At 72.7% G+C, this 24,823-nt stretch carries 23 protein-coding genes, 2 pseudogenes and 1 riboswitch; of the genes and pseudogenes, 12 read left to right on the forward strand and 13 right to left on the reverse strand.

The genetic code is table 11. The features are described 5' to 3' along the window. Window positions 1–41 precede the first annotated feature (41 nt). From ABZY11_RS22630 to ABZY11_RS22640, 3 genes and pseudogenes are all read right to left on the reverse strand, one after another. Window positions 42–479, reverse strand: a pseudogene (locus ABZY11_RS22630) (SCO2322 family protein); the annotation flags it as partial. Next, complete coding sequence (locus ABZY11_RS22635; RefSeq protein ID WP_356480874.1) at window positions 476–1,750, reverse strand: prenyltransferase/squalene oxidase repeat-containing protein; 1,275 nt, start codon at window positions 1,748–1,750, stop codon at window positions 476–478. The gene ABZY11_RS22635 and the pseudogene ABZY11_RS22630, both read right to left, overlap by 4 nt. 107 nt (window positions 1,751–1,857) lie before the next feature. Further along, window positions 1,858–1,992: riboswitch (cobalamin riboswitch) on the reverse strand. 106 nt (window positions 1,993–2,098) lie between these two features. Beyond that, a complete protein-coding gene (locus ABZY11_RS22640) occupies window positions 2,099–3,139 on the reverse strand; it encodes an MBL fold metallo-hydrolase (RefSeq protein WP_356480875.1) in 1,041 nt (346 codons plus the stop codon). Window positions 3,140–3,376: 237 nt separating this feature from the next. Here ABZY11_RS22640 and ABZY11_RS22645 point away from each other — a divergent pair, with 237 nt between their 5' ends. Beyond that, window positions 3,377–4,837, forward strand: coding sequence for an aldehyde dehydrogenase (locus ABZY11_RS22645; RefSeq protein WP_356480876.1), 1,461 nt, complete (start codon window positions 3,377–3,379; stop codon window positions 4,835–4,837). Next, entirely contained in the window at window positions 4,837–5,070 is a 234-nt protein-coding gene (locus ABZY11_RS22650; RefSeq protein WP_356480877.1) for a ferredoxin, read from the forward strand. The genes ABZY11_RS22645 and ABZY11_RS22650 overlap by 1 nt, the downstream gene beginning before the upstream one ends. A 30-nt stretch (window positions 5,071–5,100) precedes the next feature. Here ABZY11_RS22650 and ABZY11_RS22655 read toward each other — a convergent pair whose 3' ends face one another. Beyond that, a complete protein-coding gene (locus tag ABZY11_RS22655; protein ID WP_356480878.1) occupies window positions 5,101–6,570 on the reverse strand; it encodes a PHB depolymerase family esterase in 1,470 nt (489 codons plus the stop codon). 202 nt (window positions 6,571–6,772) lie between these two features. Between ABZY11_RS22655 and ABZY11_RS22660 the strand changes: the two are divergent. The 3 genes and pseudogenes from ABZY11_RS22660 to ABZY11_RS22670 form a co-directional block, all read left to right on the forward strand. Beyond that, window positions 6,773–6,922 (forward strand): annotated as a pseudogene (locus ABZY11_RS22660) (aldo/keto reductase); the annotation flags it as partial. A 108-nt stretch (window positions 6,923–7,030) separates the two neighbouring features. Then, window positions 7,031–7,861 (forward strand): 3-hydroxybutyrate dehydrogenase, encoded by an 831-nt coding sequence (locus ABZY11_RS22665; RefSeq protein WP_356480879.1) that lies wholly within the window; start codon window positions 7,031–7,033, stop codon window positions 7,859–7,861. A 30-nt stretch (window positions 7,862–7,891) separates the two neighbouring features. Then, entirely contained in the window at window positions 7,892–9,868 is a 1,977-nt protein-coding gene (locus ABZY11_RS22670; protein ID WP_356480880.1) for a GAF domain-containing protein, read from the forward strand. A 61-nt stretch (window positions 9,869–9,929) separates the two neighbouring features. Here ABZY11_RS22670 and ABZY11_RS22675 read toward each other — a convergent pair whose 3' ends face one another. From ABZY11_RS22675 to ABZY11_RS22710, 8 genes are all read right to left on the reverse strand, one after another. Next, on the reverse strand, window positions 9,930–10,814 hold the full coding sequence (locus ABZY11_RS22675; RefSeq protein ID WP_356480881.1) for an alpha/beta hydrolase: 885 nt from the start codon (window positions 10,812–10,814) through the stop codon (window positions 9,930–9,932). Beyond that, window positions 10,811–11,965, reverse strand: a complete 1,155-nt coding sequence (locus tag ABZY11_RS22680) for a branched-chain amino acid ABC transporter permease (protein ID WP_356480882.1) — start codon at window positions 11,963–11,965, stop codon at window positions 10,811–10,813. The genes ABZY11_RS22675 and ABZY11_RS22680 overlap by 4 nt, the downstream gene beginning before the upstream one ends. Continuing rightward, entirely contained in the window at window positions 11,962–12,849 is an 888-nt protein-coding gene (locus tag ABZY11_RS22685) for a branched-chain amino acid ABC transporter permease (RefSeq protein WP_356480883.1), read from the reverse strand. Before ABZY11_RS22685 ends, ABZY11_RS22680 begins: the two co-directional genes overlap by 4 nt. After that, a complete protein-coding gene (locus ABZY11_RS22690) occupies window positions 12,849–13,595 on the reverse strand; it encodes an ABC transporter ATP-binding protein (RefSeq protein WP_356480884.1) in 747 nt (248 codons plus the stop codon). Before ABZY11_RS22690 ends, ABZY11_RS22685 begins: the two co-directional genes overlap by 1 nt. Next, window positions 13,592–14,383 (reverse strand): ABC transporter ATP-binding protein, encoded by a 792-nt coding sequence (locus tag ABZY11_RS22695; RefSeq protein WP_356480885.1) that lies wholly within the window; start codon window positions 14,381–14,383, stop codon window positions 13,592–13,594. Before ABZY11_RS22695 ends, ABZY11_RS22690 begins: the two co-directional genes overlap by 4 nt. Window positions 14,384–14,386: 3 nt before the next feature. Further along, on the reverse strand, window positions 14,387–15,628 hold the full coding sequence (locus ABZY11_RS22700; RefSeq protein ID WP_356480886.1) for a substrate-binding domain-containing protein: 1,242 nt from the start codon (window positions 15,626–15,628) through the stop codon (window positions 14,387–14,389). Between the two features lie 210 nt (window positions 15,629–15,838). Further along, window positions 15,839–16,189: a DUF4190 domain-containing protein gene (locus tag ABZY11_RS22705; RefSeq protein ID WP_356480887.1), complete on the reverse strand. Its 351-nt coding sequence runs from the start codon at window positions 16,187–16,189 to the stop codon at window positions 15,839–15,841. Window positions 16,190–16,371: 182 nt separating this feature from the next. Then, window positions 16,372–17,013, reverse strand: a complete 642-nt coding sequence (locus ABZY11_RS22710) for a TetR family transcriptional regulator (RefSeq protein WP_356480888.1) — start codon at window positions 17,011–17,013, stop codon at window positions 16,372–16,374. Window positions 17,014–17,243: 230 nt separating this feature from the next. On the opposite strand from ABZY11_RS22710, the gene ABZY11_RS22715 reads away from it, so the two are divergent. From ABZY11_RS22715 to ABZY11_RS22745, 7 genes are all read left to right on the forward strand, one after another. Beyond that, window positions 17,244–18,575 carry a glycosyltransferase family 4 protein gene (locus ABZY11_RS22715; RefSeq protein ID WP_356480889.1) on the forward strand — a complete coding sequence of 444 codons (1,332 nt, stop codon included), beginning with the start codon at window positions 17,244–17,246 and terminating at the stop codon, window positions 18,573–18,575. 60 nt (window positions 18,576–18,635) lie between these two features. After that, complete coding sequence (locus tag ABZY11_RS22720; protein WP_356480890.1) at window positions 18,636–19,394, forward strand: class I SAM-dependent methyltransferase; 759 nt, start codon at window positions 18,636–18,638, stop codon at window positions 19,392–19,394. Further along, a complete protein-coding gene (locus tag ABZY11_RS22725) occupies window positions 19,391–20,464 on the forward strand; it encodes a prenyltransferase (RefSeq protein WP_356480891.1) in 1,074 nt (357 codons plus the stop codon). Before ABZY11_RS22720 ends, ABZY11_RS22725 begins: the two co-directional genes overlap by 4 nt. A gap of 183 nt (window positions 20,465–20,647) precedes the next feature. Beyond that, window positions 20,648–21,199, forward strand: a complete 552-nt coding sequence (locus tag ABZY11_RS22730) for a hypothetical protein (RefSeq protein ID WP_356480904.1) — start codon at window positions 20,648–20,650, stop codon at window positions 21,197–21,199. A gap of 40 nt (window positions 21,200–21,239) precedes the next feature. Next, window positions 21,240–22,016: a maleylpyruvate isomerase family mycothiol-dependent enzyme gene (locus tag ABZY11_RS22735; RefSeq protein WP_356480892.1), complete on the forward strand. Its 777-nt coding sequence runs from the start codon at window positions 21,240–21,242 to the stop codon at window positions 22,014–22,016. Window positions 22,017–22,117: 101 nt separating this feature from the next. Beyond that, window positions 22,118–23,194 carry a PHP domain-containing protein gene (locus ABZY11_RS22740; RefSeq protein WP_356480893.1) on the forward strand — a complete coding sequence of 359 codons (1,077 nt, stop codon included), beginning with the start codon at window positions 22,118–22,120 and terminating at the stop codon, window positions 23,192–23,194. Window positions 23,195–23,198: 4 nt separating this feature from the next. Continuing rightward, window positions 23,199–23,777: a VOC family protein gene (locus ABZY11_RS22745; RefSeq protein WP_356480894.1), complete on the forward strand. Its 579-nt coding sequence runs from the start codon at window positions 23,199–23,201 to the stop codon at window positions 23,775–23,777. Here the strand turns inward: ABZY11_RS22745 and ABZY11_RS22750 are convergent. Beyond that, entirely contained in the window at window positions 23,774–24,781 is a 1,008-nt protein-coding gene (locus ABZY11_RS22750; RefSeq protein ID WP_356480895.1) for an LLM class F420-dependent oxidoreductase, read from the reverse strand. The two genes, ABZY11_RS22745 and ABZY11_RS22750, sit on opposite strands and share 4 nt — an antisense overlap. Window positions 24,782–24,823 lie beyond the last annotated feature (42 nt).

Here is a 24,823-nt window from a genome sequence, read left to right on the forward strand (position 1 = left end):
ACGGGAGATCACCCGTGACCTCTCCCGATCCCGTCGCTGCTGTAGCGCAGCGGCTCGGCCACCGAGGCGAGCGCCTCCGCGGCGCTCGCCTCGGGTCCGACCCGCGCACAGGCGGTGCGCAGCGCGGGCGGTGTCTCACCGGCCGGGGCGTCCGCGGCCGTGCCCGGGTCGATGACGAGGGCGATCCGCTTGGTGCCGTCCTCGGCCGGGGTGTCCGCGCAGATCTTCGCGAAGTCGGGGGCGCGGCGCGGCTTCGCCGATTCCTGGGAGTCCTCGCTGACCGAGAACCGGAAGCCCTGCACCGCCCCGTCGTCCGGGCGGACCAGGGACGGGCCCTGAGTGGCGTAGGTCCAGCCGGAGCCCGAGCTCTCCCAGAACGACCAGTACCGGTACCCGGCCGCCTGGGCCGGGCCCGCGCCGAGCACGGCCAGGACGGCGCCCAGGACCAGCAGCGCGCCGGTCCTTCCCGTGCGCCTCACGGCTGCTGGTTCTTCCGGCGGCCACTGATCAGGAAGAACGCGCCCGCCGCGACGACGAGGGCGATGCCGATGTACCACCACACGCCGCCGATCACGTCGTCGCCGCTGTGCACCTGGTCCTTCTCCGTGGCCTCGTACCCGGTGTCGGCGGACGGGTCGGGCGTCACGACGGCGGCGGGCTCGGGGCCGGCCGCGTTCAGCCGGGCGACCAGGTCGACGCCGCCGAAGTCCCGGGCGTTGTCGCCGGTCGCGTGGGCGGCCAGGATCAGCTGGGCGTAGGCGGCGGGACCGTTCTGTCCGGCCCAGTCCGCGGAGTGCTTCTTCAGCCAGCCGATGGCCTTGGCCGCCTTGTCCTGGTGGCCGGCCGCGGACAGCGCGACGACCGCGTCCGCGGTGTTGCCGAAGTCGGGCTGCGGGGTCGTCTCGGTGGCGCCGGGCATCGGCGGCTGGTTCAGGTGACCGCTCCCGGCGAGGGCGCCGGCGAGGTAGTGGGCGCCGTTCTGGGCGGCCTGCTCGGGCGTGCGGACCGCACCGGACCGGCAGACGGGCGCCTTGCCCGCGGCGTTGTTCCCGACGGCCATGGCCTTGCCCATCGTGCCGAGCACGGCGGCCGCGGTGGCGTCCGCGTTCGCGGCGAGCTTCCCCTTCTTGTCGGGCTGGTAGGCGAAGGCGCCACCGTCCTCGCCGCCGCACGGGATCGCGAGCGCGAGCAGCGGGTCGTAGGGAGTCCTGCCGCCGGGGGTCGTGATGTCCGTGAGCCGCTGCCCCTGCCGGGCGAGGGCGCCGATCACCAGGGAGGTGGAGTTGGCGTCACTGGGCGCGCCCGCGGTGTAGCCCCAGCCGCCGTCCTCGTTCTGTACGGACTTCAGCCAGCGCACCGAGTTGTTCACGGTCTCGCGGTGCCCGCCCACCTCGACCAGCGCCTGGGCGGCGGCCGCGGTGGCATTGGTGTCCCGCACCGTCTTCGCGTCGCACGGCTTGGAGACATCGGGCCGGAACGCGGCGTAGGAGCCGTCGGCGCACTGCTGGGAGATCAGCCAGTCCACCGACTTCGCGGCCGGTGTGACCCCTTCGAGCCGCTGGGCGAGGAAGGCCAGTGACTGCCGCCACACCCCGTCGTAGGTGGGGTCCTTCGTGCCGTACAGCCCGGCAGGCAGCGCGACGGACGGCGAGGGCGACGGGGACGGCGCTGCGACCGCGACCGGCGCGACGGCCGCGCAGAGCACGGCGGCGGTGGCGGCGAGCGTTGCTGCGCTGCGGCGTACGGTCATGGCGGGCGGGGCCTCTCCTGCGGGGTTAACCGGGCACAGGCACGCTCAGGCACCAGGCTCCGGCTCCGTATACCTCGACGGTGCCGACCACCGGGGGTCGGTGGTGCGAGCCGGTCACGACCGCGGACAGGGCATTCCGACTCACCGCTGTGTCAGCGGCTCACGGCTGCGTGGTCAGTGCCGGATTCGCACCGGCTTCCCCCTGAACGGGCATGATGACGACCCGCACACTCTACCGGGCGGGTCGGGGCGGGGGCCGGGCCGGGAGGAGCGCCCCTGATCACACCGAGACGTACGTCACGCCGGACCCGTCCCGCACGTCGGGGCACCCCGCCTTGCCCGGCACGGTCACACCGCGATGTACGTCACCGGCCCGCTCCCCGGCACCGCCTCCGCGCGCCCGAGCTTCACCAGCCGCCGCAGATGCGCCTCCGCCTCCGAGACGGCGATGTTCCGGGAGCCGTGCGGGATCTGCTCCCAGGGCCGGTTCCACTCCATCCGCTCGGCCAGCTCCCACGGCGTCAGCGGTTCCGCCAGCAGCCCGAGCAGCCCGGTCAGCCGCTCCTCGTGATGCCCGAGGAGCTCCCGTACCCGCCCCGCCGCATCGGTGAAGGCGTACTGATGGGCGGGCAGCACCTCGGCGACCCCGAGCCTGCCGATGCGCTCCAGCGAGTCGAGGTAGTCGCCGAGGGGATCGGTGACCGTCGCGTCGTCCGGGTCCTCGTACAGCCCGATGTGCGGACTGATCCCCGGCAGCAGGTGATCCCCCGAGAAGAGCCGCCCCCGGCCCGGCAGATTCCCCGGATGCTCCTCCTCCAGGTGCAGGCACACATGCCCCGGCGTGTGCCCCGGCGTCCAGATCGCCCGCAGCCTGCGCCCCGCCAGATCCAGCAGCTCACCGGGCACGATCTCCCGGTCCGGCAGCGCGGCCCGCAACCCGGGCAGGGTCCGCATCCGCGCCCCGCCCGCCGCGGCGGCCCGCAACGGCGCGAGGTGCTCCTCGGGCGCTCCGACCGCGGTGAGCTTGGCCGCGAGATAGGTCAGCCACCTGCCGGGTCCGGACTCCCGGGTGCGGCGCACGATCGCGGTGTCGGCCGCATGCATGGCGATCCAGGCCCCGGAGGCCTCGCGCACCTGGCCGGAGAGCCCGTGGTGGTCGGGGTGGTGGTGGGTGATGACCACACCGTGGATGTCGGCCATCCCCGTCCCGACGGCGGCGAGTCCGGCGCCGAGCGTGTCCCACGCCTCGGGGTCGTCCCATCCGGTGTCGATCAGGACCGGTCCCCGATCGGTGTCCAGGACGTGCACGAGGGTATGGCCCAGCGGATTGTCCGGGATGGGCACCTTGATGCTGTGCACGCCCCCGCCATGGTCGGTCACCTGCGTCATGAGGTCCCCATCTCTCTCGGCGACGTGCGGCTGTGGTGCGTCGCGCCCATTGGGGGCGCACCGCGCCCACTGTAACGAGAACTTGTTCCAGTAGTAGCCCTGGTCGACTATCTCGTCCGGTCCGCTGCCGCGGCCGTGGACTCCTGGAACTGGAACTGGTATCAGTTCTGACACAGAGTCAGATGCTGAGTCGGATACTGAGTCGGGTGACGCACCGGGCCGCGGGAGGCAGCAGCCATGACCGAGCTTGTCGAACACGGAAAACTGTTCATCGGCGGGGAGTTGGCCGATCCGCTGGGCCGGGATGTGATCGAGGTCGTCTCGCCCCACACCGAACAGGTCATCGGCCGGGTGCCGCACGCCTGCGAGGCGGATGTGGACCGGGCCGTCGCCGCCGGGAGGCGGGCGTTCGACGAGGGGCCGTGGGCCCGGATGACCCTGGACGAGCGGATCGCGGTGGTCACCCGGATCAAGGACGGGTTCGCCGTGCGGTACGAGGAGATCGCCCGGGTCATCAGCTCGGAGAACGGCACCCCGTACACGTCGAGCGTCATGGTGCAGGCGCTCGCCGCGATGATGGTGTGGGACGCGGCGATCACCGTCGCCCGCGAATTCCCGTACGAGGAGCGGCGGGCCGGGGCGCTCGGGCCGTTGCTGGTGCGCCGGGAGCCGGTCGGGGTGGTCGCGGCCGTCGTGCCGTGGAACGTTCCGCAGTTCACCGCCGCCGCCAAGCTCGCGCCGGCGCTGCTGGCCGGCTGCTCCGCGGTGCTCAAGGTCTCGCCCGAATCCCCGCTGGACGCCTACATCCTGGCCGAGATCGCCGCCGGGGCCGGGCTGCCGGAGGGGGTGCTGTCGATCCTTCCGGCCGACCGCGAGGTCAGCGAGTACCTGGTCGGGCATCCCGGCGTCGACAAGGTGTCGTTCACCGGGTCCGTGGCCGCCGGGCGCCGGGTGATGGAGGTCGCCTCGCGCAACCTGACCCGCGTCACACTGGAGTTGGGCGGCAAGTCGGCCGCCGTCATCCTCCCCGACGCCGATCTGGACGCCGCCGTCGCGGGCATCGTCCCCTTCGCCTGGATGATCAACGGCCAGGCGTGCGTGGCCCAGACCCGCATCCTCGTCCCGCGCTCCCGCTACGACGAGACGGCCGAGGCGTTCGCCGCCGCGGCGGGGGCGCTGAAGGTCGGCGACCCGCTCGACCCCGCCACCGAACTCGGCCCCCTCGTCGCGCAGCGCCAGCAGCGGCGCTCGCTCGCATACATCCGGATCGGGCAGGACGAAGGCGCCAAGATCCTCACCGGCGGGGGCCGTCCGGCGTCCCAGGATCGGGGCTGGTACGTCGAACCGACCCTCTTCGGGGACGTCGACAACTCCATGCGCATCGCCCGCGAGGAGATCTTCGGCCCCGTCATCTGCCTGCTGCCGTACGGCGACGAGGACGAGGCCGTACGGATCGCCAACGACTCCGACTACGGGCTCAGCGGCAGCGTCTGGACCGCCGACACCGAACGCGGCATCGACATCGCCCGCCGGGTCAGGACCGGCACGTACAGCGTGAACACCTTCAGTCTCGACATGCTCGGCCCGTTCGGCGGGTACAAGAACTCCGGCCTGGGGCGGGAGTTCGGGCCCGAGGGGTACGGCGAGTACTTCGAGCACAAGATGATCCACCTGCCGGCCGGATACGGGGAGGCGTGATGAGGGACCGCTGGGCCGTGGAGGTCGACCGGGGAATCTGCATCGGCTCCGGGATGTGTCTGAACCACGCGCCGGGCCGGTTCGCGCTGGACTCCGCCCGGCAGTCCCGCCCGTCGGCCCCGGAGACCGACGCCGACGAGAAGGTCCTCGCGGCCGCCGAGGGGTGCCCGGTCGAGGCGATCACGATCACGCTGACCGATTCGGGGGAGGTCGTCTTCCCGCCGGAGGAGTAGGCGGGAAGACCTGACCGCGCCGGACACCGCTCAGGTCGCACACCCGCTGTCCGCGATCACGAAGTACCCCGCCGGTGACTCCTTCAGGGTGTGGGTGACGAAGACGTTGTACAGGCCCATGTTCTCGTCGGAGCCGTTGGCGTACACGGAACCGCCCGCGGTGCGGGCCCGTCCCGCCGTCACGTGCGCGTAGTTGGTCGCGGTGAAGCATCGCGCCGGTGTGCCGCCGGTCGTGGTCGCCGTCACCTGGGGCGAGGCGGTGCCGGGCGTGCCCGATCCGTCGATCGCCGCCACCGTGTAGCGGTACGCCGTGCCGGCGGTGAGACCCGGGTCCGTGTACGAAGTGGAGTCGGTGGTGGCGACCTTCGTACCGTTGCGGTGCACCGCGTACGAGCCCGCGCCCGCGACCGCGTCCCAGGACAGCGAGGCGCTGTTCGCCGTGACGGCGGTGACATGCAGGCCGGACGGGGCGGGAAGCTGCTCCCCGCCGCCGGGAACGTCCCGGTCCAGGCCCCAGAAGACGCCCGTGTAGTACGTCGAGCAGATGGCGTTCAGGAAGTAAGCGGCCGTGCTCCCGCACTGCTCGGTGCCCGAGCCGGGGCTCACGGCCAGGCCGTGGCCCATGCCGGAGACGGAGTACGTGGCCACCGCGGGGTTTCCCGAGGCGTCGTTGTAGATGCTGCGCGTCGTGTTGCCGGGGAGGGTGTCCGTGGACGACGGGGTCTGGCCGATGCCCCAGACATCCGTCCACTGGTCGCGCAGGGCCGTGGCGTTGGCGGGGTACACGGTGTAGTCGGCGGTGCCCTGCCAGATCGCCACCCGGGGCCAGGGGCCCGAGTACCCGGGGTAGGCGCCGCGCACCTTGTCGCCCCACTGCGCGGGCGTCAGCTTCTGCGGCCCGGTCTGGCAGCCGGACGCGCCCACCTGGCTCGTCGCGCACTGGGCGGGCAGGCCCGAGGCCACGGAGCCGCCCGCGAACACGTCCGGGTACGCGGCCAGCAGATCGGCCGTCATGCCGCCGCCCGCCGAGAGGCCGGTGACGTACACCCGGCGGCCGTCCGAGCCGTACTGCTGCTTCGCGTACTCCACCATCTGCACGATCGAGGCGGCCTCGCCCTTGCCCCTGGTGTCCTCGGCCGGGTCGAACCAGCCGAAGCAGGACAGGGCGTTGTTGGCTGCCGTGGTCTGCGGGAAGACCACGGCGAAGCCCCACAGATCGGCGTACTTCGGCCAGCCCGAGGCCGTGTAGTAGTCGTTCGCGGTCTGCGTACAGCCGTGCAGGGCGACGACCAGTGGCGCGTTCGCGGGCAGGGACGCGGGGGCGTACTCGTACATCTGGAGGTTGCCGGGGTTCGAACCGAAGCCGGTGACCTGTTGCAGACCACCGGCGGCAGCGGCCGGCTGTACGGCTCCGGCAGCGCTCAGCGTCGCCGCGACGAGGGCGAGAGCGGCCGTGGAGGCGACGCGCCGGAGCAGGCGTCGCAGGATCGATGGGCGCACGGGTGCCTCCTGTTGGGGCTGGTCCGGATCTTCGGACGGTGTGGGGGGAGCAGGGGCTGTGGGGCGGACGCTAAAGGGCGGGGGCGTCCGCGCCCATGGGCCCGGCGGACACTCCCGGCTCCCGGCTGTGTGCGGCATCGCCGTTGCGCGCCCGGGAGGCCCTTGTCCCGGAGCGCACTCCACCATGCAGACTCCCGGCCAGCAGGTGGTCCTGGCCTGGCTCATCGGCGGCGAGATCCCGTTCGTCCCGCTGGTCGGCGTCTCCTCGGTGGCACAGCTGGACGAGAGCCTGGCCGCGGTGGACCTGGAGCTGACCGCGGAGCAGCGGGCGGCGCTGGACGCGGCGCACTGACGACCCGCCGCCGGACCCGCCCCATGTGCGCCACCACCATGCCGGTGTACGACGGTGTGTGCACCGGCCCCGTGTGACGTGGGCCCCGGCCTCCTTACGGTGACGGCCATGGAGACTCCTCAGCGCCCGGACCCCGGGCCCGCCCCGCTCACCGTTCCGCCGCCCGCCACCGATGCCGCGCCGTCCCCCTCGGACCGGCTGCTCGCCGGGCGCACCGCCCTGGTGACCGGCGCCGCGAGCGGGATCGGGCGGGCCTGCGCCGAGGCCCTGTCGGCCGCCGGCGCGCATGTGCACGTGGTGGACAAGGCCGCCGACGCCGCGAAGAGCCTGGCGCAGGAGATCGGCGGGACGGCGTGGGTGGTCGATCTCTCCGTCCCCGACGCGGTGGACACGCTGCCCGCCGACGTGGACGTCGTGGTCAACAACGCCGGGCTCCAGCACGTCGCCCCCGTGCACGAATTCCCGCCGGACCGCTTCGCGCTGATCCAGCGCGTCATGGTGGAGACCCCGTTCCGCATCTTGCGCCGGACCCTGCCGGGCATGTACGAACGCGGCTGGGGGCGCGTGGTCAACATCTCGTCGGTGCACGGACTGCGGGCCAGCCCCTACAAATCGGCCTATGTGACGGCCAAGCACGCACTGGAGGGACTCAGCAAGGTGGTCGCGCTCGAAGCGGCGGAGCACGGGGTGACGAGCAACTGCGTCTGCCCCGGGTACGTACGCACCCCGCTGGTCGAGAACCAGATCGCGGACCAGGCCCGTACCCACGGCATCTCCGAGGAGGAGGTGGTGGGCCGGGTCATGCTGGAACGCAGTGCGATCAAGCGGCTGATCGAGCCCGACGACGTCGCCGAGGCCGTGCTGTGGCTCTGCGGTCCGCGCACCGGGCACATCACCGGAACCTCGCTCTCCATGGACGGCGGCTGGACCGCCAACTGACCCCCCGCCCCCTACGAATGCCGACCACCCATGTCTGAACCGTCCACCTCCGCCGCGCCCCATCTGCGACGCCTGCTCGACCTGCTGGCCGACGACGCCCCAGCCGAGGCGCTGGGCGCCGTCTCCTCGCAGGCGCGTGCCGCCGGGGTGCCCGCCGACGATCTGGCGGAGGTGGAGCGGGCCACCGCCGCCGCCCTGCGGATCAGGGGCGCGCTGCGCCAGCACCGCCGCCGCGAGCTCCAGCTCACCGCGCTCTTCGACACCGCGGGCGACCTGGCCGCCTCCCGCGACCTGGACGAGGTGCTGAAGGCGATCGTCCGCCGGGCCAGGATGCTGCTCGGCACGGACACCGCGTATCTCACCCTCCCCGACGAGGAGGCGGGGGACACCTACATGCGGGTCACCGACGGGTCGGTGTCGGTGTCCTTCCAGCGCCTGCGGCTGGAGCTGGGCGAAGGGCTCGGCGGGCTGGTGGCGCAGACCGCGAGCCCGTATGCCACCCACGACTACCGCACCGACGACCGCTTCCACCACACCCGCAACATCGACTCCGCGGTGCTGGACGACGGGCTCGTCGCCATCCTGGGCGTGCCGCTGCTCCTCGGCTCCAGCCGCGGCGACACCGGAACGGTCATCGGCGTCCTCTTCGCCGCCGACCGCGCGTCCCGCGTCTTCAGCCCCGACGAGGTCGCCCTGCTCTGCTCGCTCGCCGCGCACGCCGCGATCGCCATCGACACCGCCCGCGCACTCGCCGACACCCGGTCGGCACTGGACGAACTGGCGCAGGCGAACGCCGAGTTGGCGGAGGCCAACGCGGCGGTACGGGCGCACTCGGCGGCCATGCGACGGGCCGAGGAGTCCCACGACCGGCTGACCGACCTGGTGCTGCGCGGCCGGGACGTCAAGGATGTCGCGGCGGCGGTCGCGGGGCTGCTGGACTCCCCGCTGACCATCCACGACCCGGGTGGGCGGCCCCTGGCGGCCGTCCGGCCCGACGGCGCGGACTTCGCCGCCGACGGCATGGACGCCGGATGGCTGGCCGAGACCGCCGAGGAATCCCGTACCGGCGCCCGCGCCGTGCACCGCGACGGCCGGTGGATCTGCGCGGTGCTCGCCGGGCGGGAACTCCTGGCCGGACTCGTTCTGCATCGGCGCGGGCAGCTCGACGACTCCGACCGGCGGCTGTTCGAACGCGCCTCGGTGGTCACCGGACTGCTTCTGCTGCTGCGGCGCACGGTCGCCGAGACCGAGAACCGGATACGTGGGGAGCTGATCACCGATTTGCTGACCGAACCGGACCGCGACCCGGCCGGACTCACCGAACGCGGCCGGCGTCTGGGCGTCGACCTCGACCGCCCGCATCTGCTGCTGGTGGCCGAGGCCGGGGCCCGGGAGAAGCTGGCCCCCGCCGCGATGCGCTATCTGTTCGGCGGGGACATCCACGGGGTGAGCGCGGAACACGCCGGGGCCGTGGTGCTGCTGGTGGAGGCGGGTGACCCCGGACCGGCCGCGGGCGAGGCGGCCCGCGCGGCGGCGGCCCAGCTCGGTCAGCTCGCCCAGACCCCCGTCACCGTTGCCGCCACCGGCCCGGCGCGCGGCGCCCGGGAGCTGGCCGCCGCGTACGGGGAGGCCGCCCGCTGCCTGCGCGCGATGCGGGTCCTCGGGCGCGCGGGGGAAGGGGCCTGTGTCGAGGAACTCGGCTTCCTGGGCGTGGTGCTGGGCAACGCGCAGGACGTCGACGGCTTCGTCTCGGCGACGCTCGGGCCGCTGCTGGAGTACGACGCGCAGCGCGGCACGCACCTGGTGCGCACCCTTGGCGCCTACTTCCGGTCCGGGGGCAGTCTCGTCCGCGCCAAGGACGAACTCCACGTGCACGTCAACACGGTGGTGCAGCGGCTGGACCGGGTGCAGGTGCTGCTGGGACGCGACTGGAACGAGCCGGGGCGGGCCCTGGAGCTGCAACTCGCCTTGCGGCTGCATCTGTTGACGGGCGGCCGGGAGCGGTAGCCGCCCGGCCGCCCCCGGCGTGAGGGTGTCCTCAGGTCGCTGGGCAGGCCCAGCGATGTCCTCAGGCGCCGGACAGGTCCAGCAACCGGCGCGCGATTTCCTTGCCGCCCGCGTCCCCCGTCAGCACCGTGTAGTGGTTGACGTCCCGGACCGCCACCGGCGTCACCCGGGTACCCCCGAGGTCCGCCGCCGCCAGCCGGGCCTCGTCGTACAGGCCCTGCTCCTCGTCCATCAGGCCGCGCTGCGCCCACAGCAGCGTCGCCGGAACGGGCAGCTTCCGTACCGCCGTCAGCACCTCCTCGTCGAAGAGGCCGATGCCGTCGGTGCGCACCGCCTCGATCCGGCAGGTGGACCGCATGGCGGGTTCGTCCCCGGTCAGGTCGCGCTGGATGTACGCGTCCACCTCGTCCGACCAGGCATCCGCGAACGCGGGGTGCGCCTGCCAGAACGAGCGGTACGCGGCCCGGTCCGGGAAGGTCATCGACAGCCGGTCCATGGCCGGGCCGATCACGGCGGTCATCAGCTCGTCCGGCGCCAGGTGCGTGGGGGCGGGGAAACCGATGCCGCCGTCGACCAGCAGCAGCGGCCCGAACCGCTCCGGGTGCCGTACGGCGGCCAGCGCCGCCACGAACGCGCCCATCGAATGGCCCGCCAGCACCACCCGGCCCGGGGCCAGCGCCGCGGCCACGGCGGCCACGTCGTCGGCGTGCGCCGCGATCCCGTACGGACCCGGCAGCGCCGAACTCCCGGCCCGGCCGCGCAGATCCGGCGCGACCAGCGTGACGCGGCCGCCCAGCAGCCTCGCCACCGGCCCCCAGGACAGCGCGTTGGCGGTGATGCCGTGCAGGGCGACGACGACCGGGGCGCCGGGCTTCCGGGCCGGCCACCGGAGTGCCGCCAACTCGCCCCCGGTCACGGGTACTCGTACCTCTTCGTAAGCGATCACGGGCGTCCGTTCTCCTTCCGGGACTTCCTGTCCATGGGTGCTTCGGTGCCGGCGGGCCCGCGGCGTGCCGCGGCCAGCCGGGACGGCAGCCGGGCCAGGCCGCCGGGCAGCAGGTGTACCACGGCCACGAACAGCACACCCAGCAGGAACAGCGGCTGGGAGAGCGGCACCCGCAGCACCGCGGGCAGCTCGGCGACCGCGCCCGAACCGGCCAGATCACCGAGCCGGTGATCGGCCCAGGTGTAGAGGATGCCGCCGGCCATCGGCCCCCACCGGGTGCCGGAGCCGCCGAGCACCACCATCACCAGCAGGGACAGCGTGAAGTCGGAGGTGGTCGTCTGGGGGGTCGAGCCGCCGGTGAGCAGCAGGTGCACCAGACCGCCCAGCGCGGCCAGGGCGCCCGCCAGGACGAAGGCCGTGAGCTTGAATCCGTACGGTTTCAGCCCCAGCACCTCCACCCGGCGTTCGTTCTCCTTGATGCCCTCCCAGACGCGTCCGGTGGGGGAGTTGACCGCCCGGTGGACGACGGCGAGGGTGAGGACCAGATAGGCGAGCGCCAGCCAGTAGAGGTTCGCGGTGTGCTCGATGCCCACGAGCCCGGACGGCAGCAGATCGGCGGGGGCGGCCCGCCCCTCTTCGCCGCCGGTCAGACCGCCGGGGTTGCGGGAGACCAGGATCGATCCCGCCTGGGCGAACGCCAGCGTCACCATGGAGAAGCCGATGCCGGTGACCCGCAGGCTCACCGACCCCAGGACCAGCGCGAGCGCGATCCCGCAGCCGACGCCGAGCAGCGCGGACACGGCGAACGGGAGTCCCGCCTCCAGCAGGAACATGTTCGTGGCGTAGCTGCCCGCCGCGAAGTACAGCGCGTGCCCGAAGGAGAGCAGCCCGGTGCGCCCGAGCAGCAGGTCGTAGCCGGTCGCCAGCGCGCCGAACAGCAGGCAGGTGGCGAGGAGTTGGAGGCTTCCCGGGCTGCCGAGCGGACCGTCCAGGAGCCCCGGCAGCGGCAGCGCGCTGTAGGGGGCGAGGGCCAGGACCAGCAGTGCGGCGGCGGGCCACCAGCGGCGCAGCAGCCGGGCGGTGTTCCCGGGGGCCCGCGCGGCCGTGGGGTCTTCGCCGGTGCGGCGGTGTGTCTCGGTGGCGGTGCTCACGCGAGCCTCCCGGTCAGTCCGCGCGGCCGTACGAGCAGCAGCGCGGCGAGCAGGACGACGACGGCCAGATCGCCGAGACCCGCTGCGGTGTAGTAGTTGGCGAACTGCTGGACCAGGCCGATGACGACGGACGCCACGGCGGCGCCGCTCACCGACCCCATGCCCCCGGTGACCACCACGACGAACGCGAAGATCAGCAGCGAGGTGCCCTGACGCGGGTCGACCGAGCCGAAGTACAGGCCGCCGAGCGCCCCGCCCAGTGCGGCCACGCAACCGCCGATCGCGAAGACGAGCGTGAACGCCTTGCGCACGTCGATGCCGAGTGCGGTGACCATCGCCCGGTCCTCGACCCCGGCCCGTACGACCAGGCCGTGCCGGGTGCGGCCGAGAAAGAGCCGCAGCGCCACGAGCACGACGACCGCCGCCGCGACCAGGACCAGCCGGTTGACCGGTACCTGGGCGCCGAACAGGCCGAAGGTGCCGGACAGCGCCTTCGGACCCGGGAAGGTGCGGGCGTCCGAGCCCCAGATGCCCGAGAGGAGGGCCGGGACGGCGAGCCCCACCCCGACCGTGGCGAGGACCTGCTCGCGCGGCCGGGTGTAGAGCGGCCGGACGACGGCGAGTTCCAGCAGCACGGCGGCCGCGGTGCCCACCGCCGTACCGAACAGGACCGCGAGGGCGAAGCCCGCCCCGTCCGGACCGGCGCCGGGCAGATTCCCGGAAGCCGCCCACCAGGTGCCGTACGCGCCGATGGACAGCAGCGCCCCGTGCGCGAAGTTGAGCACGTCCATCAGGCCGAAGATCAGTGAGAGTCCCGATGCGATCAGGAAGTAGAGGGCTCCCAGACCGAGTCCGGTCATGGTGAGCAGAACGACGGTGGACATCAGGAATCCGCCTCCACGGAAGGTGATTCGGTGGGCGGGCCGTGTCCGACGCCCAGCAGTCGCCGTGCCGTCTCCGCGTCGCCCAGCAGTTCGGCGGCCGGTCCCTGATGGGCCGTCCGGCCGTCGGCGAGCACCGCACAGTGCAGGGCCAGACGCCGTACGACGGCGAGGTTCTGCTCCACGAGCAGCACCGGCACCGCCTCGGCGGCCCGCTCCAGCACCTGGGCGACCTCGGTGACCACCTTCGGCGCCAGACCCTTGGTGGGTTCGTCGGCGATGATCAGCCGGTTCCCGTTGAGCAGGGTGCGGCCGATGGCCACCATCTGCTGCTGCCCGCCGGACAGCGTTCCGGCCAACTGCCGCTCGCGGCGCCTCAGTTCGGGGAACAGCTCATGGACGAGCGGGTACGCGGGTTCGCCCGCGCCGCGCCGCTCGGCCAGGCGCAGGTTCTCCGCGACGGTCAGCCCGGCGAAGATGCCCCGGTCCTCGGGGGCGTAACCGATGCCCAGCCGCACCACGGTGTGGGTGGGCATCGACACGGTCTCCTCGCCGTCCAGCCGTACGCTGCCGCTGCGCGGGACGAGGCCGAGGACGCCGCGTACGGTCGTGGTCTTCCCGGCGCCGTTGCGGCCGAGGAGCGCGGTCACTCCCTGCCGGGCGACGTCCAGGTCGACGCCGTGCAGGATGTGCCGGCCGCCGATCAGGACCCGCAGGTCCCGTACGGCGAGCAGGGTCCCGGTCGTCACAACCCCTCCCCGAGATAGGCCTGCTGGACGGTCGGGTCGGCGGTCACTGCCTCGGGGGTGTCCAGCGCCAGCAGCCTTCCGTGGTGCATCACGGCGAGCCGGTCGGCCAGCCCCAGCAGGACGTCCATGTGGTGCTCGACCATCAGGACGGTGCGGCCCTCGTCCCGGTGCAGGGTGCGGATGAGTTCGGTCAGCGCGGGGACCTCCTCGGCACTGACCCCGGCCATCGGCTCGTCGAGCAGCATCAGCCGCGGCTCGCCCACCAGCAGCACCGCGAGCTCAAGCTTCCGCTTCTCGCCGTGCGACAGCTCGGACGCCGTCGCCCGTGCCCGGTGGCCGAGACCGGTGCGTTCCAGTACGCCGTCCACCTCGGCGGTGTAGCGGGACGCCCGCCGCCACAGCCGGTAGGAGCCGCCCCGGGCCGCCTGGGCGGCCAGCCGGACGTGGTCGGCCACGCTCATCGCCGGCCAGAGGCTGGACGTCTGGAACGTGCGGCCGATGCCGCGCCGCGCCCGTGCGTGCGCGGGGCTGCCCGTCATGTCCGTGCCGTCCAGCGCGATGGTGCCGGACGTGGCCGTGGTCAGCCCGCTGATCAGGTTGAACAGGGAGGTCTTGCCCGCTCCGTTGGGGCCGATGAAGGCCAGGAACTCGCCCTCGTGGACGCTCAGGGTGACGTCCTCGACGATCGTCGCCCCGCCGACGCCCCAGCCGAGCCCGGCCAGTTGGAGCACCGGGGCGGCGGTCCGCGCCCCGCCCGGGTGCTCCGCGGTGGTGTCCGGTACGGCCATCGGTCAGCCCGCCGAGGGCTTGGCGGGCGGTGCCACCTCGTCCATCGGCTCGGTGCTCACCAGCTCCGGCCGGGCACCGGCGCCCTTCCCCTTGAGCTTCGCGACGAACATCGGCTGCACCAGGGCGTGGTCCTCGGCCCGGACCTGCTCCTTGCCCTTCACTCCGTCGAAGCTCCAGCCCTCCAGGGCCTTCACCATGGCGGCGGTGTCGGTGGCGCCGCCCTCCTCGATCGCGCGCACCACCATCTGCGCGGCGGTGAAACCGTCGGGGGTGAACAGGTCCGGGGTGCCGCCGGCCTTCTTGACCGAGTCCAGCATGGACTTCTCCACGGCGTTGCCGCCGCCCGCGCCGGGGAAGTAGTGCGCCAGGAACGACACCTTGGAACCGGCGTCGCCGAAGACCGGGTACGAGGCCGTTCCGGCGAGGCCCGTGACGACCTTGGCCGCCTCCAGCACGCCCTGCTGGTCCAGCGCGGTCCACAGCGCCGGTGCGGTCGAGCCGGCCCAGGCGACGAAGACCAGATCGGGCCTGCCCGCCTTCACCTGCCGGGCGAACGGGGTGAGGTCGGTGGCGCTGGGCGGAGCCAGTACGGAGCCGACCTCCGCGCCCTTGGAGCCGAGGACGGCCTTCACCGCGGTGACATTGGCCTGGCCGAACGTGGAGTCCTGGGCCAGCACCGTGACCTTCTTGCCCTTGGCCTCGCCGAGCATCGCCCCGGCGGTCAGGATGTCCTGGTAGGACTGCCGGCCCGAACGGAAGGTGTAGTCGTTGATGCCGGTCACGGCGTCGGTGGCGGCCGGGCCGCTGATGTACAGCACCTTGTTCTGGGCGGCGAGCGGCGCCATCTGGAGCGCCACCCCGGAATCGGTGGTGCCGGCCAGCACCTTGTAGCCCTTGCCGATCAGGTTCTTGGCCGCGGAGACCGCCTTGCCCGGATCGCCCGCGTCGTCCTGCTCGGTGACCTCGATGCGGTGCCCGGCGACCTCGCGGGTGCCCTTCGTGGCGTGGTCCAGGCCCGCCATGAATCCGTCGCGGTACTGCTTCCCGTAGTCCGCGAGGAGCCCGGTCCGGGAGTACACCAGGCCCACCTTGACGGTCCGGTCCTTCGCGTCCCCGCCGGAATCGCTCTCGCCCGCCTTCCCGGCGGCGGTGCACCCGGCCAGCACGAGACCGGCGCAGGTCAGCGCGACGGCGGCGGAGAGGGATCTGCGGTGACGGGGGGTACCTGTGGCTCTGCGACGCATGGTGACCGGCTCCTCGGCGTGTTCATGTGATGTCGCCGAACCGTATGAACACCGTGCCGCCGTCGACATGGTGCAGGGCACCCCACCTGACGCGGTGCGCATGTGGGGGCCGCACATGGGCCCGGAAAGCGAAAGCCGCGCAGGGGAACCGGATCGTACGGTTCCCCTGCGCGGCCGGTACGCGGTGCGCGGGTCCTGGGCGGTGGCCCGTCACATCGCGCTGATGCCCTGGATCGTGGCCACGATGATGCCGAGCACGGCGAACGCGATGCCGACGCTGCCCATCACGATGCCGGCGACCGCCTGGCCGCGGCCGCCGCCCTGGCCCCGGTCCGCCATGCGCTTGGCCGAGATGCCGAGGCACAGCGCGATGATCGGCAGGATGATCGGGATGAGGACCAGGCCGAGGATGCCGAGCACCATCGAGGCGGTCGCCTTGCCACTGGGCAGCGGGGCGCCACCGGGGTATCCGTAGCCGGCCGGGGGCTGGACGCCGTATCCGGGTCCGCCCGGGGCCTGCGTCCCCGTCGCGCCGCCTGCACTGCCTGACTGGTCAGCCATGTTTTCCTCTCCATCGGTGCTGGTCATGACCATGATAAGGAGTGGCCTGTGACTCTTTCGGTCAGGTCAGTGAGAGGTATGTGATGAAAGCACCAGGGGACGGGCTTTATGTGCGCTAGGAGCGTCCGGCAGTAGGCAGCGCGGGTGAAGGCGCGTGCCCCAGCCCCGCGACGCCGCGAGGCCTACTGCCGGACGCTCTGAGGCGCATCCGATGGCTTCGTCGCGTCCGGATTCGTCAGGTCGATCAGCCGGCACACCGTGTCGATGTCGATCTTCACCTGGGCGATCGACGCCCGCCCCGACAGCCAGGTGATCAGCGCCGAGTGCCAGGTGTGCTCGATGACCCGGACCGCGGACAGCTGCTCCGGCGTCGGATGCTCCAGGCCCATCGCGTCCAGGATGATCGCCGTCGTGATCCGCGAGACGGTGTCCACCTCCGGGCTGACGCTGCGGTCCGCGAAGGTCAGCGCCCGCACCATCGCGTCCGCCAGATGCGGCTCGCGCTGGAGCGCGCGGAAGGCCCGCATCAGGGTGTCGGCGACCCGCTGCGCCGGGTCCTGGCCGGCCGGGGGGCGTTTGTGCAGCGTCGCGTGCATGTGCTGGAGCTGGTCCTGCATGGTGGCGACCAGTAGGTGGATCTTGGACGGGAAGTAGCGGTACAGCGTGCCCAGGGCGACCCCGGCCTCCTCCGCGACCTCACGCATCTGCACCGCCTCGAAGCCGCCGCGCCCGGCGAGCTGGGCGCCGGCGTGCAGGATGCGGCGGCGGCGGGCTTCCTGCCGCTCGGTCAGGGGCGGCGATGCCGGCTTGGCTTCCGCTGTCATGTGTCCCCATCCATGGCTTCTGTCCGCGACCGGAGGGAGGCGTTCGGTCTCCCGGGGGCGCACAGCATGCCAGCGTGCCGGGTGGTGGCGCGAATCACCTGATCCGGCCGTTGCGCCGACGCTACCTGCCGGTAGATTCGTAGCTCATTGAACGATCCAGTCTGAAACTTGTTCTAGATTAGCGTGAGCGGTTACGCTCCGGCGAACACGCAGGGAGAAGGGGGCCGAGTGTGACCGCTGAGGCCATAGAGTCGGGCCCCCGTACGGGCAGCGACGCGTCCGGCACCGCCGACGACCGCCCGTTGCGCATCGCACTCCTCACCTACAAGGGCAACCCCTTCTGCGGCGGCCAGGGCGTCTACGTACGCCACCTCGCCCGCGAGCTCGCCCGGCTCGGCCACAGCGTCGAAGTGATCGGCGCCCAGCCCTATCCGGTGCTCGACGAGGGCGTCCCGCTCACCGAGCTGCCGAGCCTGGACCTCTACCGCCAGCCCGACCCGTTCCGCACCCCCAAGCGCGGCGAGTACCGGGACTGGATCGACGCCGCCGAGGTCGCCACCATGTGGACCGGCGGCTTCCCGGAACCGCTCACCTTCAGCCTGCGCGCCCGGCGCCATCTCGCCGCCCGCCGCGGCGAGTTCGACGTCATCCACGACAACCAGACCCTCGGCTACGGACTGCTCGCGGACCTCGGCGCCCCGCTCGTCACCACGATCCACCACCCCATCACCGTCGACCGGCAGCTGGACCTGGACGCCGCGGAGAGCCGCCGCCGGCGTGCCTCCGTACGCCGCTGGTACGGCTTCACCCGCATGCAGAAGCGGGTCGCGCGCCGGCTGCCTTCGGTGCTCACCGTCTCCGGCTCCTCCAAGCAGGAGATCGTCGACCACCTCGGGGTGCGCCAGGACCGTATACACGTCGTGCACATCGGCGCGGACACCGACCTCTGGTCGCCCGACCCGTCGGTCGCCGAGGTGCCCGGCCGGATCGTCACCACCTCCAGTGCCGACGTACCGCTGAAGGGCCTCGTCCACCTCGTCGACGCGCTCGCCAAGCTCCGTACCGGGAACCCCGAGGCGCACCTCGTGGTCGTCGGCAAGCGGGCCGAGGACGGACCGGTCGCGCAGGCCATCGAGCGGCACGGACTCCAGGACGCCGTCGAGTTCGTCAAGGGCATCAGCGACGCCGAACTCGTCGACCTGGTGCGCGGCGCCCAGATCGCCTGCGTCCCCTCGCTCTACGAGGGCTTCTCGCTGCCCGCCGCCGAGGCCATGGCCACCGGCACCCCGCTCGTCGCCACCACCGGCGGTGCCATTCCCGAGGTCGCGGGCCCGGACGGCGAGACCTGCCTGGCCGTCCCGCCCGCCGACGCCGGGGCGCTCGCCGACGCGCTCGCCCGGCTGCTCGGCGACCCGGAACTGCGGGCCCGGCTCGGGGCCGCGGGCCGGGCCCGGGTGCTCTCCCGCTTCACCTGGAAGCAGGCCGCCATCGGAACCGCCGCCCGCTACCGCGAGGCGATCGCCGCCCGGTCCGGTGCCGCGCGTCCCGGCGGCCGTCGTTGACACCGCCGTCCCTTTCCGTCGTACCCGCCCTGACCCCCTCGACCGCGAAAGCAGGCATTCGTGCTGACCGTGGACTTCACCCGCTTCCCGCTCGCCGCAGGTGACCGAGTGCTCGACCTGGGCTGCGGCGCCGGACGCCACGCCTTCGAGTGCTACCGGCGCGGCGCCCAGGTCGTGGCCCTCGACCGGAACGGCGAGGAGATCCGCGAGGTCGCGAAGTGGTTCGCCGCGATGAAGGAGGCCGGCGAGGCCCCCGAGGGTGCCACCGCCACCGCGATGGAGGGCGACGCGCTCAACCTGCCGTTCCCCGACGAGTCCTTCGACGTCGTGATCATCTCCGAGGTCATGGAGCACATCCCCGACGACAAGGGCGTGCTCGCCGAGATGGTCCGGGTGCTCAGGCCCGGCGGCCGGATCGCGATCACCGTGCCGCGGTACGGCCCCGAGAAGGTCTGCTGGACGCTCTCCGACGCCTACCACGAGGTCGAGGGCGGCCACATCCGCATCTACAGGGCCGACGAACTGCTCGGCAAGATCCGCGGCGCCGGCCTCAAGCCGTACGGCACCCACCACGCCCACGCCCTGCACTCGCCGTACTGGTGGCTGAAGTGCGCCTTCGGTGTCGACAACGACAAGGCGCTGCCGGTCCGCGCGTACCACAAGCTGCTGGTCTGGGACATCATGAAGAAGCCGATGGCGACCCGGGTGGCCGAGCAGCTGCTCAACCCGGTCGTCGGCAAGAGCTTCGTGGCGTACGCGACCAAGCCGCACCTGCCCGTGGCCGCCGCGGCCGAGGACCTCACCAAGGCCGAGGCGTGACCGTTCCCGAGCAGACCGAACACCTCGTACTGCCCGGGGTCCTCACCGCCGAGGAGGCCGCCGAGACCGTCGCGGCCCTGCTCGCCGTGCAGCGCGAGAACGGTGCCCTGCCCTGGTTCCGCGGCCACCACCTCGACCCCTGGGACCACACCGAGGCCGCCATGGCCCTCGACGCGGCGGGCGAGCACGCCGCCGCGGAGCGCGCGTACGACTGGCTGGCCCGGCACCAGAACGAGGACGGCTCCTGGTACGCCGCGTACCACGACGGGGACCCGGACCGGCCGACCGACTGCTCGCTGGAGACCAACTTCTGCGCGTACGTGGCCGTCGGCGTCTGGCACCACTACCTCGCCACCGGCGACGACGCGTTCGTCGACCGGATGTGGCCGACCGTCTTCGCCGCCGTCGAATTCGTGCTGCGGCTCCAGCGGCCCGGCGGCCAGATCGGCTGGAAGCGCGAAGCCGACGGAACCCCCGTCGACGACGCGCTGCTGACCGGCTGCTCCTCCATCCACCAGGCGCTGCGCTGCGCGCTCGCCCTCGCCGAACGGCGCGAGGAGCCGCAGCCCGACTGGGAGTTGGCCACGGGGGCGCTGAGCCATGCGATCCGCAACCATCCGGAACGCTTCCTGGACAAGAGCCGCTACTCGATGGACTGGTACTACCCGGTCCTCGGCGGCGCGCTCACCGGAACGGCCGCCAAGGAGCGGATCGAGGAGAGCTGGGACCGTTTCGTGGTCCCCGGCCTCGGGGTGCGCTGTGTGCTGCCCAACCCGTGGGTGACCGGCGGCGAGAGCTGCGAACTCGCCCTGGCGCTCTGGGTGATGGGCGAGTCCGACCGGGCGCTGGAGATCCTCCAGTCCATCCAGCATCTGCGCGCCGAGGGCGGCATGTACTGGACGGGGTACGTCTTCGAGGGCGACCGGGCCTTCTGGCCCCAGGAGCTCACCACCTGGACGGCCGGATCGCTGCTGCTCGCCGTGGCCGCGCTCGGCGGCGACGAGGCGACCACGGCGGTCTTCGGCGGCGAACACCTGCCGCACGGGCTGGAGCCGGACTGCTGCCCCTAGGTTCAGGCGGTGTCGGTGGCGGCGCCGGTCGCCGTCGCGCGCCGGGGAACCCGGACGGCGTTGCCGGAGTGGCACACCGTCCGGGGCCGGGCGAACCTTACCGAGAGTGGTCGATCTCGTCACTCAACGTAGAGATCGCCCTGATGTGCCCGGCCAGGGAGGCCCGCTGTGCCCAGTTCCGCCGTGACCGGTTCCGTACCGCTCCGCCGTCTGCTCGTCCCGCCGCTGCTGTGCTGCGCCCTGGTCGTGGGCGCCACCGGGTGCGGCGGGGGCGACGGCAGCGGTGCGAGCAGCTCGGCGTCCCCGAGCGGCACGTCGTCGGCCCAGGCGCAGAAGTTCGCCAAGGCGCGGTTCGTCGCCAACGCGGGGCTCGCGGCCGGTGCGACGTACCAGTGGATCGTGAAGCCGTACCGGGCGGGCAAGTTCAAGAAGGGCGCGGACGGGCGGACCTTCGCCCTCGTCAAGGCCGGGCTCGCCGGCGGCTTCACCTACAACCGGCTGAAGGCGGCGGCGGTCAACGCCAAGGGCGATCCGCTGCTGTCCAAGGCGATCGCGCCACTGACGGCGGGCATCGAATCGCTCAAGGGGCTCGGCGACAAGCTCCGCAAGGGCGAGGCGGGCGAGGGTGACATCGGCGCCTTCGAGAGCGTGATCAACAACATCAAGGACGCGGGCAGCAGCGCCGGCGCCGAGGTGAAGGACAAGGTGCCCAGCGCCTCGCAACTCGGCGGGTAATCAGTGGGGTTCGGTCCGTGATCGAACTAGGGTGCGTGGCATGAGCCGACTCACGCATGACCTCTACTGTGACGAAATCATCGCCCGCACCGATGCGTTGAGGGCCACGATCCGTGGCGCGGATCTCGGTGCCACCGTCCCGACCTGCCCCGACTGGACCCTGCGTGAGCTCGCTCTCCACGTCGGCAGAGCCCACCGCTGGGCCGGCGAGATCGTACGCACCCGCGCCACCGAGGCGGTCCCGTCGGAGCAGGTACCGGAGAACGCCCCCGGGAGCGACGACCCCGCCGCGCTCGACGCCTGGCTGGCTCAGGGTGCGGCCCGGACCGTCGAGGCGTTGCGGGCCGCGGGCCCGGACGAGAAGGTGTGGTCCTGGGCCTGGGAGCGGAGCACGGGCTTCTGGGCACGCCGGATGGCGCACGAGACGATCGTCCACCATGCCGACGCGGCGCTCACCGCGAGCAGCGAGTACGAGGTGGCGCCGGAGCCGGCCGCCGACACGATCGAGGAGTGGCTGGAGATCGTCGCCTTCGCGCGGGCCGCGGGCGACAAGCGGGCCGCCGGGCTGACCGGGGCCGGGCGCTCCATCCATCTGCACGCCACGGACGTGCCGGGCGCCGAGTGGCTGATCGAGTTCGGCGAGGACGGCTTCACCTGGCGGCGCGCCCACGAGAAGGCGACCGTCGCGCTGCGGGGCCCGCTCACCGACGTCATGCTGGTCTTCAACCGGCGGCTGGCGGCGGACAGCGACCGGGTCGAGGTGCTCGGTGACGCGGAGCTGCTGGACTTCTGGCTGGAGCGCGCCGTGTTCGGCTGAGCACCCGCCCGGCGCCGCCCGCCCGCTGTGCGGGCCGGGCGGGGCTGAGCGAAGCTGGATGGGACAGACCGTAGTGTCCGGCGGCCCCGGTGGAGGTGCCGATGGAGCCAGTCCGCGCCCTGAAACGCATCGCCTTCCTGCTGGAACGCGGCAGGGCCGACACCTACCGTGTGCAGGCGTTCCGCACGGCCGCCGACGCGGTGGCCGCGATGGCGGACGGCGAGGCGGGCCGGCGGGCGGCGGCCGGTTCGCTGGAGTCCGTCAAGGGCATCGGACCGAAGACCGCACAGGTGATCCGGGAAGCGGTGGCCGGAGAAGTGCCCGGCTATCTGGAACGGCTGGAGGAGGAGGCCGCCGCCCGCCCCGCCGAGGGCGGCGCGGACCTCCTCGCGCTCCAGCGCGGCGACTGTCATCTGCATTCCGACTGGTCGGACGGCGGCAGCCCGATCGAGGAGATGGGCCGCACCGCGGCGGAGCTGGGCCATCAGTGGGCGGCCCTCACCGATCACTCGCCCCGGCTGACCGTGGCGAACGGGCTCTCCCCGGACCGGCTCCGCCGGCAGCTGGCGGAGGTCGCCGAGCTCAACGCCCGGTGGGCGCCGTTCCGGCTGCTCACCGGCATCGAGTGCGACATCCTCCCCGACGGTTCCCTCGACCAGGAGGAGGAGCTGCTGGCCCAGCTGGACGTCGTCGTGGTCTCCGTGCACTCCGAACTGCGGATGGACCCGGCACCGATGACCAGACGCCTGCTCGCGGCGGTCCGCCACCCGCGGGCGAACATCCTGGGGCACTGCACGGGGCGGCTGATCGCGGACCGGAAGCGTCCGGAGTCCCGGTTCGACGCGGACGCGGTCTTCGCCGCGTGCGCGGAGACCGGTACCGCGGTGGAGATCAACAGCCGCCCGGAACGGCTCGACCCGCCCCGCCGGCTGCTGAGCCGCGCCGTCGCGGCGGGCACCCTCTTCGCCATCGACACCGACGCACACGCGCCCGGACAACTGGACTGGCAGATCAACGGCTGCGCCCGTGCCGAGGAGTGCCGGGTCCCGGCGGAACGCGTCGTCACCACGTGGCCGGCCGATGAACTCCTGGCCTGGTCGCGCGAGGGCACGACCCCGGAGCGGGCCCGCTCCGGGGTGGACGGGGCCGTCGGCGCAGCCCCGGGACAGGAGCGGTGAAGCCATGACGGCCACAAGCGTGCGAGGCATCGACCACATCGGCGTCACGGTCCCCGACCTGGAGACCGCGACCCTCTTCCTCGCGAGGGCCTTCGGCGCCGAGGTGCTCTACAACACCCTGCGCCGCCAGGACGGACCGAACGGCGGACGGGACGTCGAGCGGCGGCTCGGCGTTCCGGCGGGCACCCAGCAACTGGCGATCAGAATGCTGGCTCTCCCCGGCGGCGGGCCGGGCATCGAGCTGTGCGAGTTCGAGGGCCCCCGCCGTGAACCCCCGGCGCTGCCCTGCGACTTCGGCTGGCAGCACGTGGCGCTGTACGCCGACGACCTGGACGCGGCCGTACGGGACTGCGTGGCCGCGGGCGCCTCGCTGCTCGCCGAGCCGCAGCCGCTCCCGGGCCCCGAGGCCGGGGAGCACAACCGGTTCGCGTATCTGCGCACCCCGTGGGGCAGCACCCTCCAGCTCCTGACGTACCCCGACCCCCAGCCCTGGGAGCGCACCGCGACACGACGGAGCACCCGCCCCGCACAGGGCGGCACCGACACCTGGCCGACCGACCCGGCCAGACCCGAGAGGCCCTAGTTGAGCTCCGCGAGCACCCGCAGGGTGTGCGGGTCCGGTGCCGTCACCAGCAGATCGGTGACCGGCCCCTTGCGCCACAACTCCAGCCGCTCCGCGATCCGTTCGCGCGGACCGACGAGCGAGATCTCGTCCGCGAACGCGTCCGGCACCGCCAGCACCGCCTCCTCCTTGCGCCCTTCGAGGAACAGTTGCTGGATCCGCCGCGCCTCCTCCTCGAACCCCATCCGCGCCATCAGATCGGCGTGGAAGTTACGGGCGGCGTGGCCCATCCCCCCGATGTAGAAGCCCAGCATCGCCTTCACCGGCAGCAGCCCCTCGGCGACATCGTCACAGACCCGCGCACGGGCCATCGGCGCGATCATGAATCCGTCGGGGAGGCCGGTGAGCGAGGCCTCGTACACATCGGTGCGCATCGGCGACCAGTACAGCGGCAGCCAGCCGTCGGCGATCCGTGTGGTCTGCGCGATGTTCTTCGGGCCCTCCGCCCCGAGCAGTACGGGCAGTTGTGACCGCAGCGGATGGGTGATCGGCTTCAGCGGCTTGCCCAGACCGGTGGCGTCCGGACCGTTGTACGGGTGGGAGTGGAACCGGCCGTCCAGCTCGACGGGGGCCTCGCGGCGGAGCACTTGGCGGACGACGTCGACGTACTCCCGGGTCGCGGTCAGCGGGCTCCTCGGGAACGGCCGCCCGTACCAGCCCTCCACCACCTGCGGTCCGGACAGCCCGAGGCCGAGCATCATCCGGCCGCCGGAGAGATGGTCGAGGGTGAGGGCGTGCATGGCGGTCGCGGTCGGGGTGCGCGCCGCCATCTGCGCGATGCCGGTGCCCAGCCGGATCCGGGAGGTGTGGGCGGCGATCCAGGTCAGCGGGGTGAAGGCGTCCGAGCCCCAGGCCTCCGCCGTCCACACCGACGCGTACCCCAGCGCCTCGGCCTCCCCGGCCAGCTCCAGATGGGCGGGGTCCGGGCCGCGGCCCCAGTAGCCGAGTGCGAGTCCGAGCCGCATGTCCGCCGCCTCCCAGTAGTTCTGACGATACGTCAGAGAATG

It is taken from the genome of Streptomyces sp. NPDC006510, assembly GCF_040611955.1.
Taxonomy (GTDB): Bacteria; Actinomycetota; Actinomycetes; order Streptomycetales; family Streptomycetaceae; genus Streptomyces.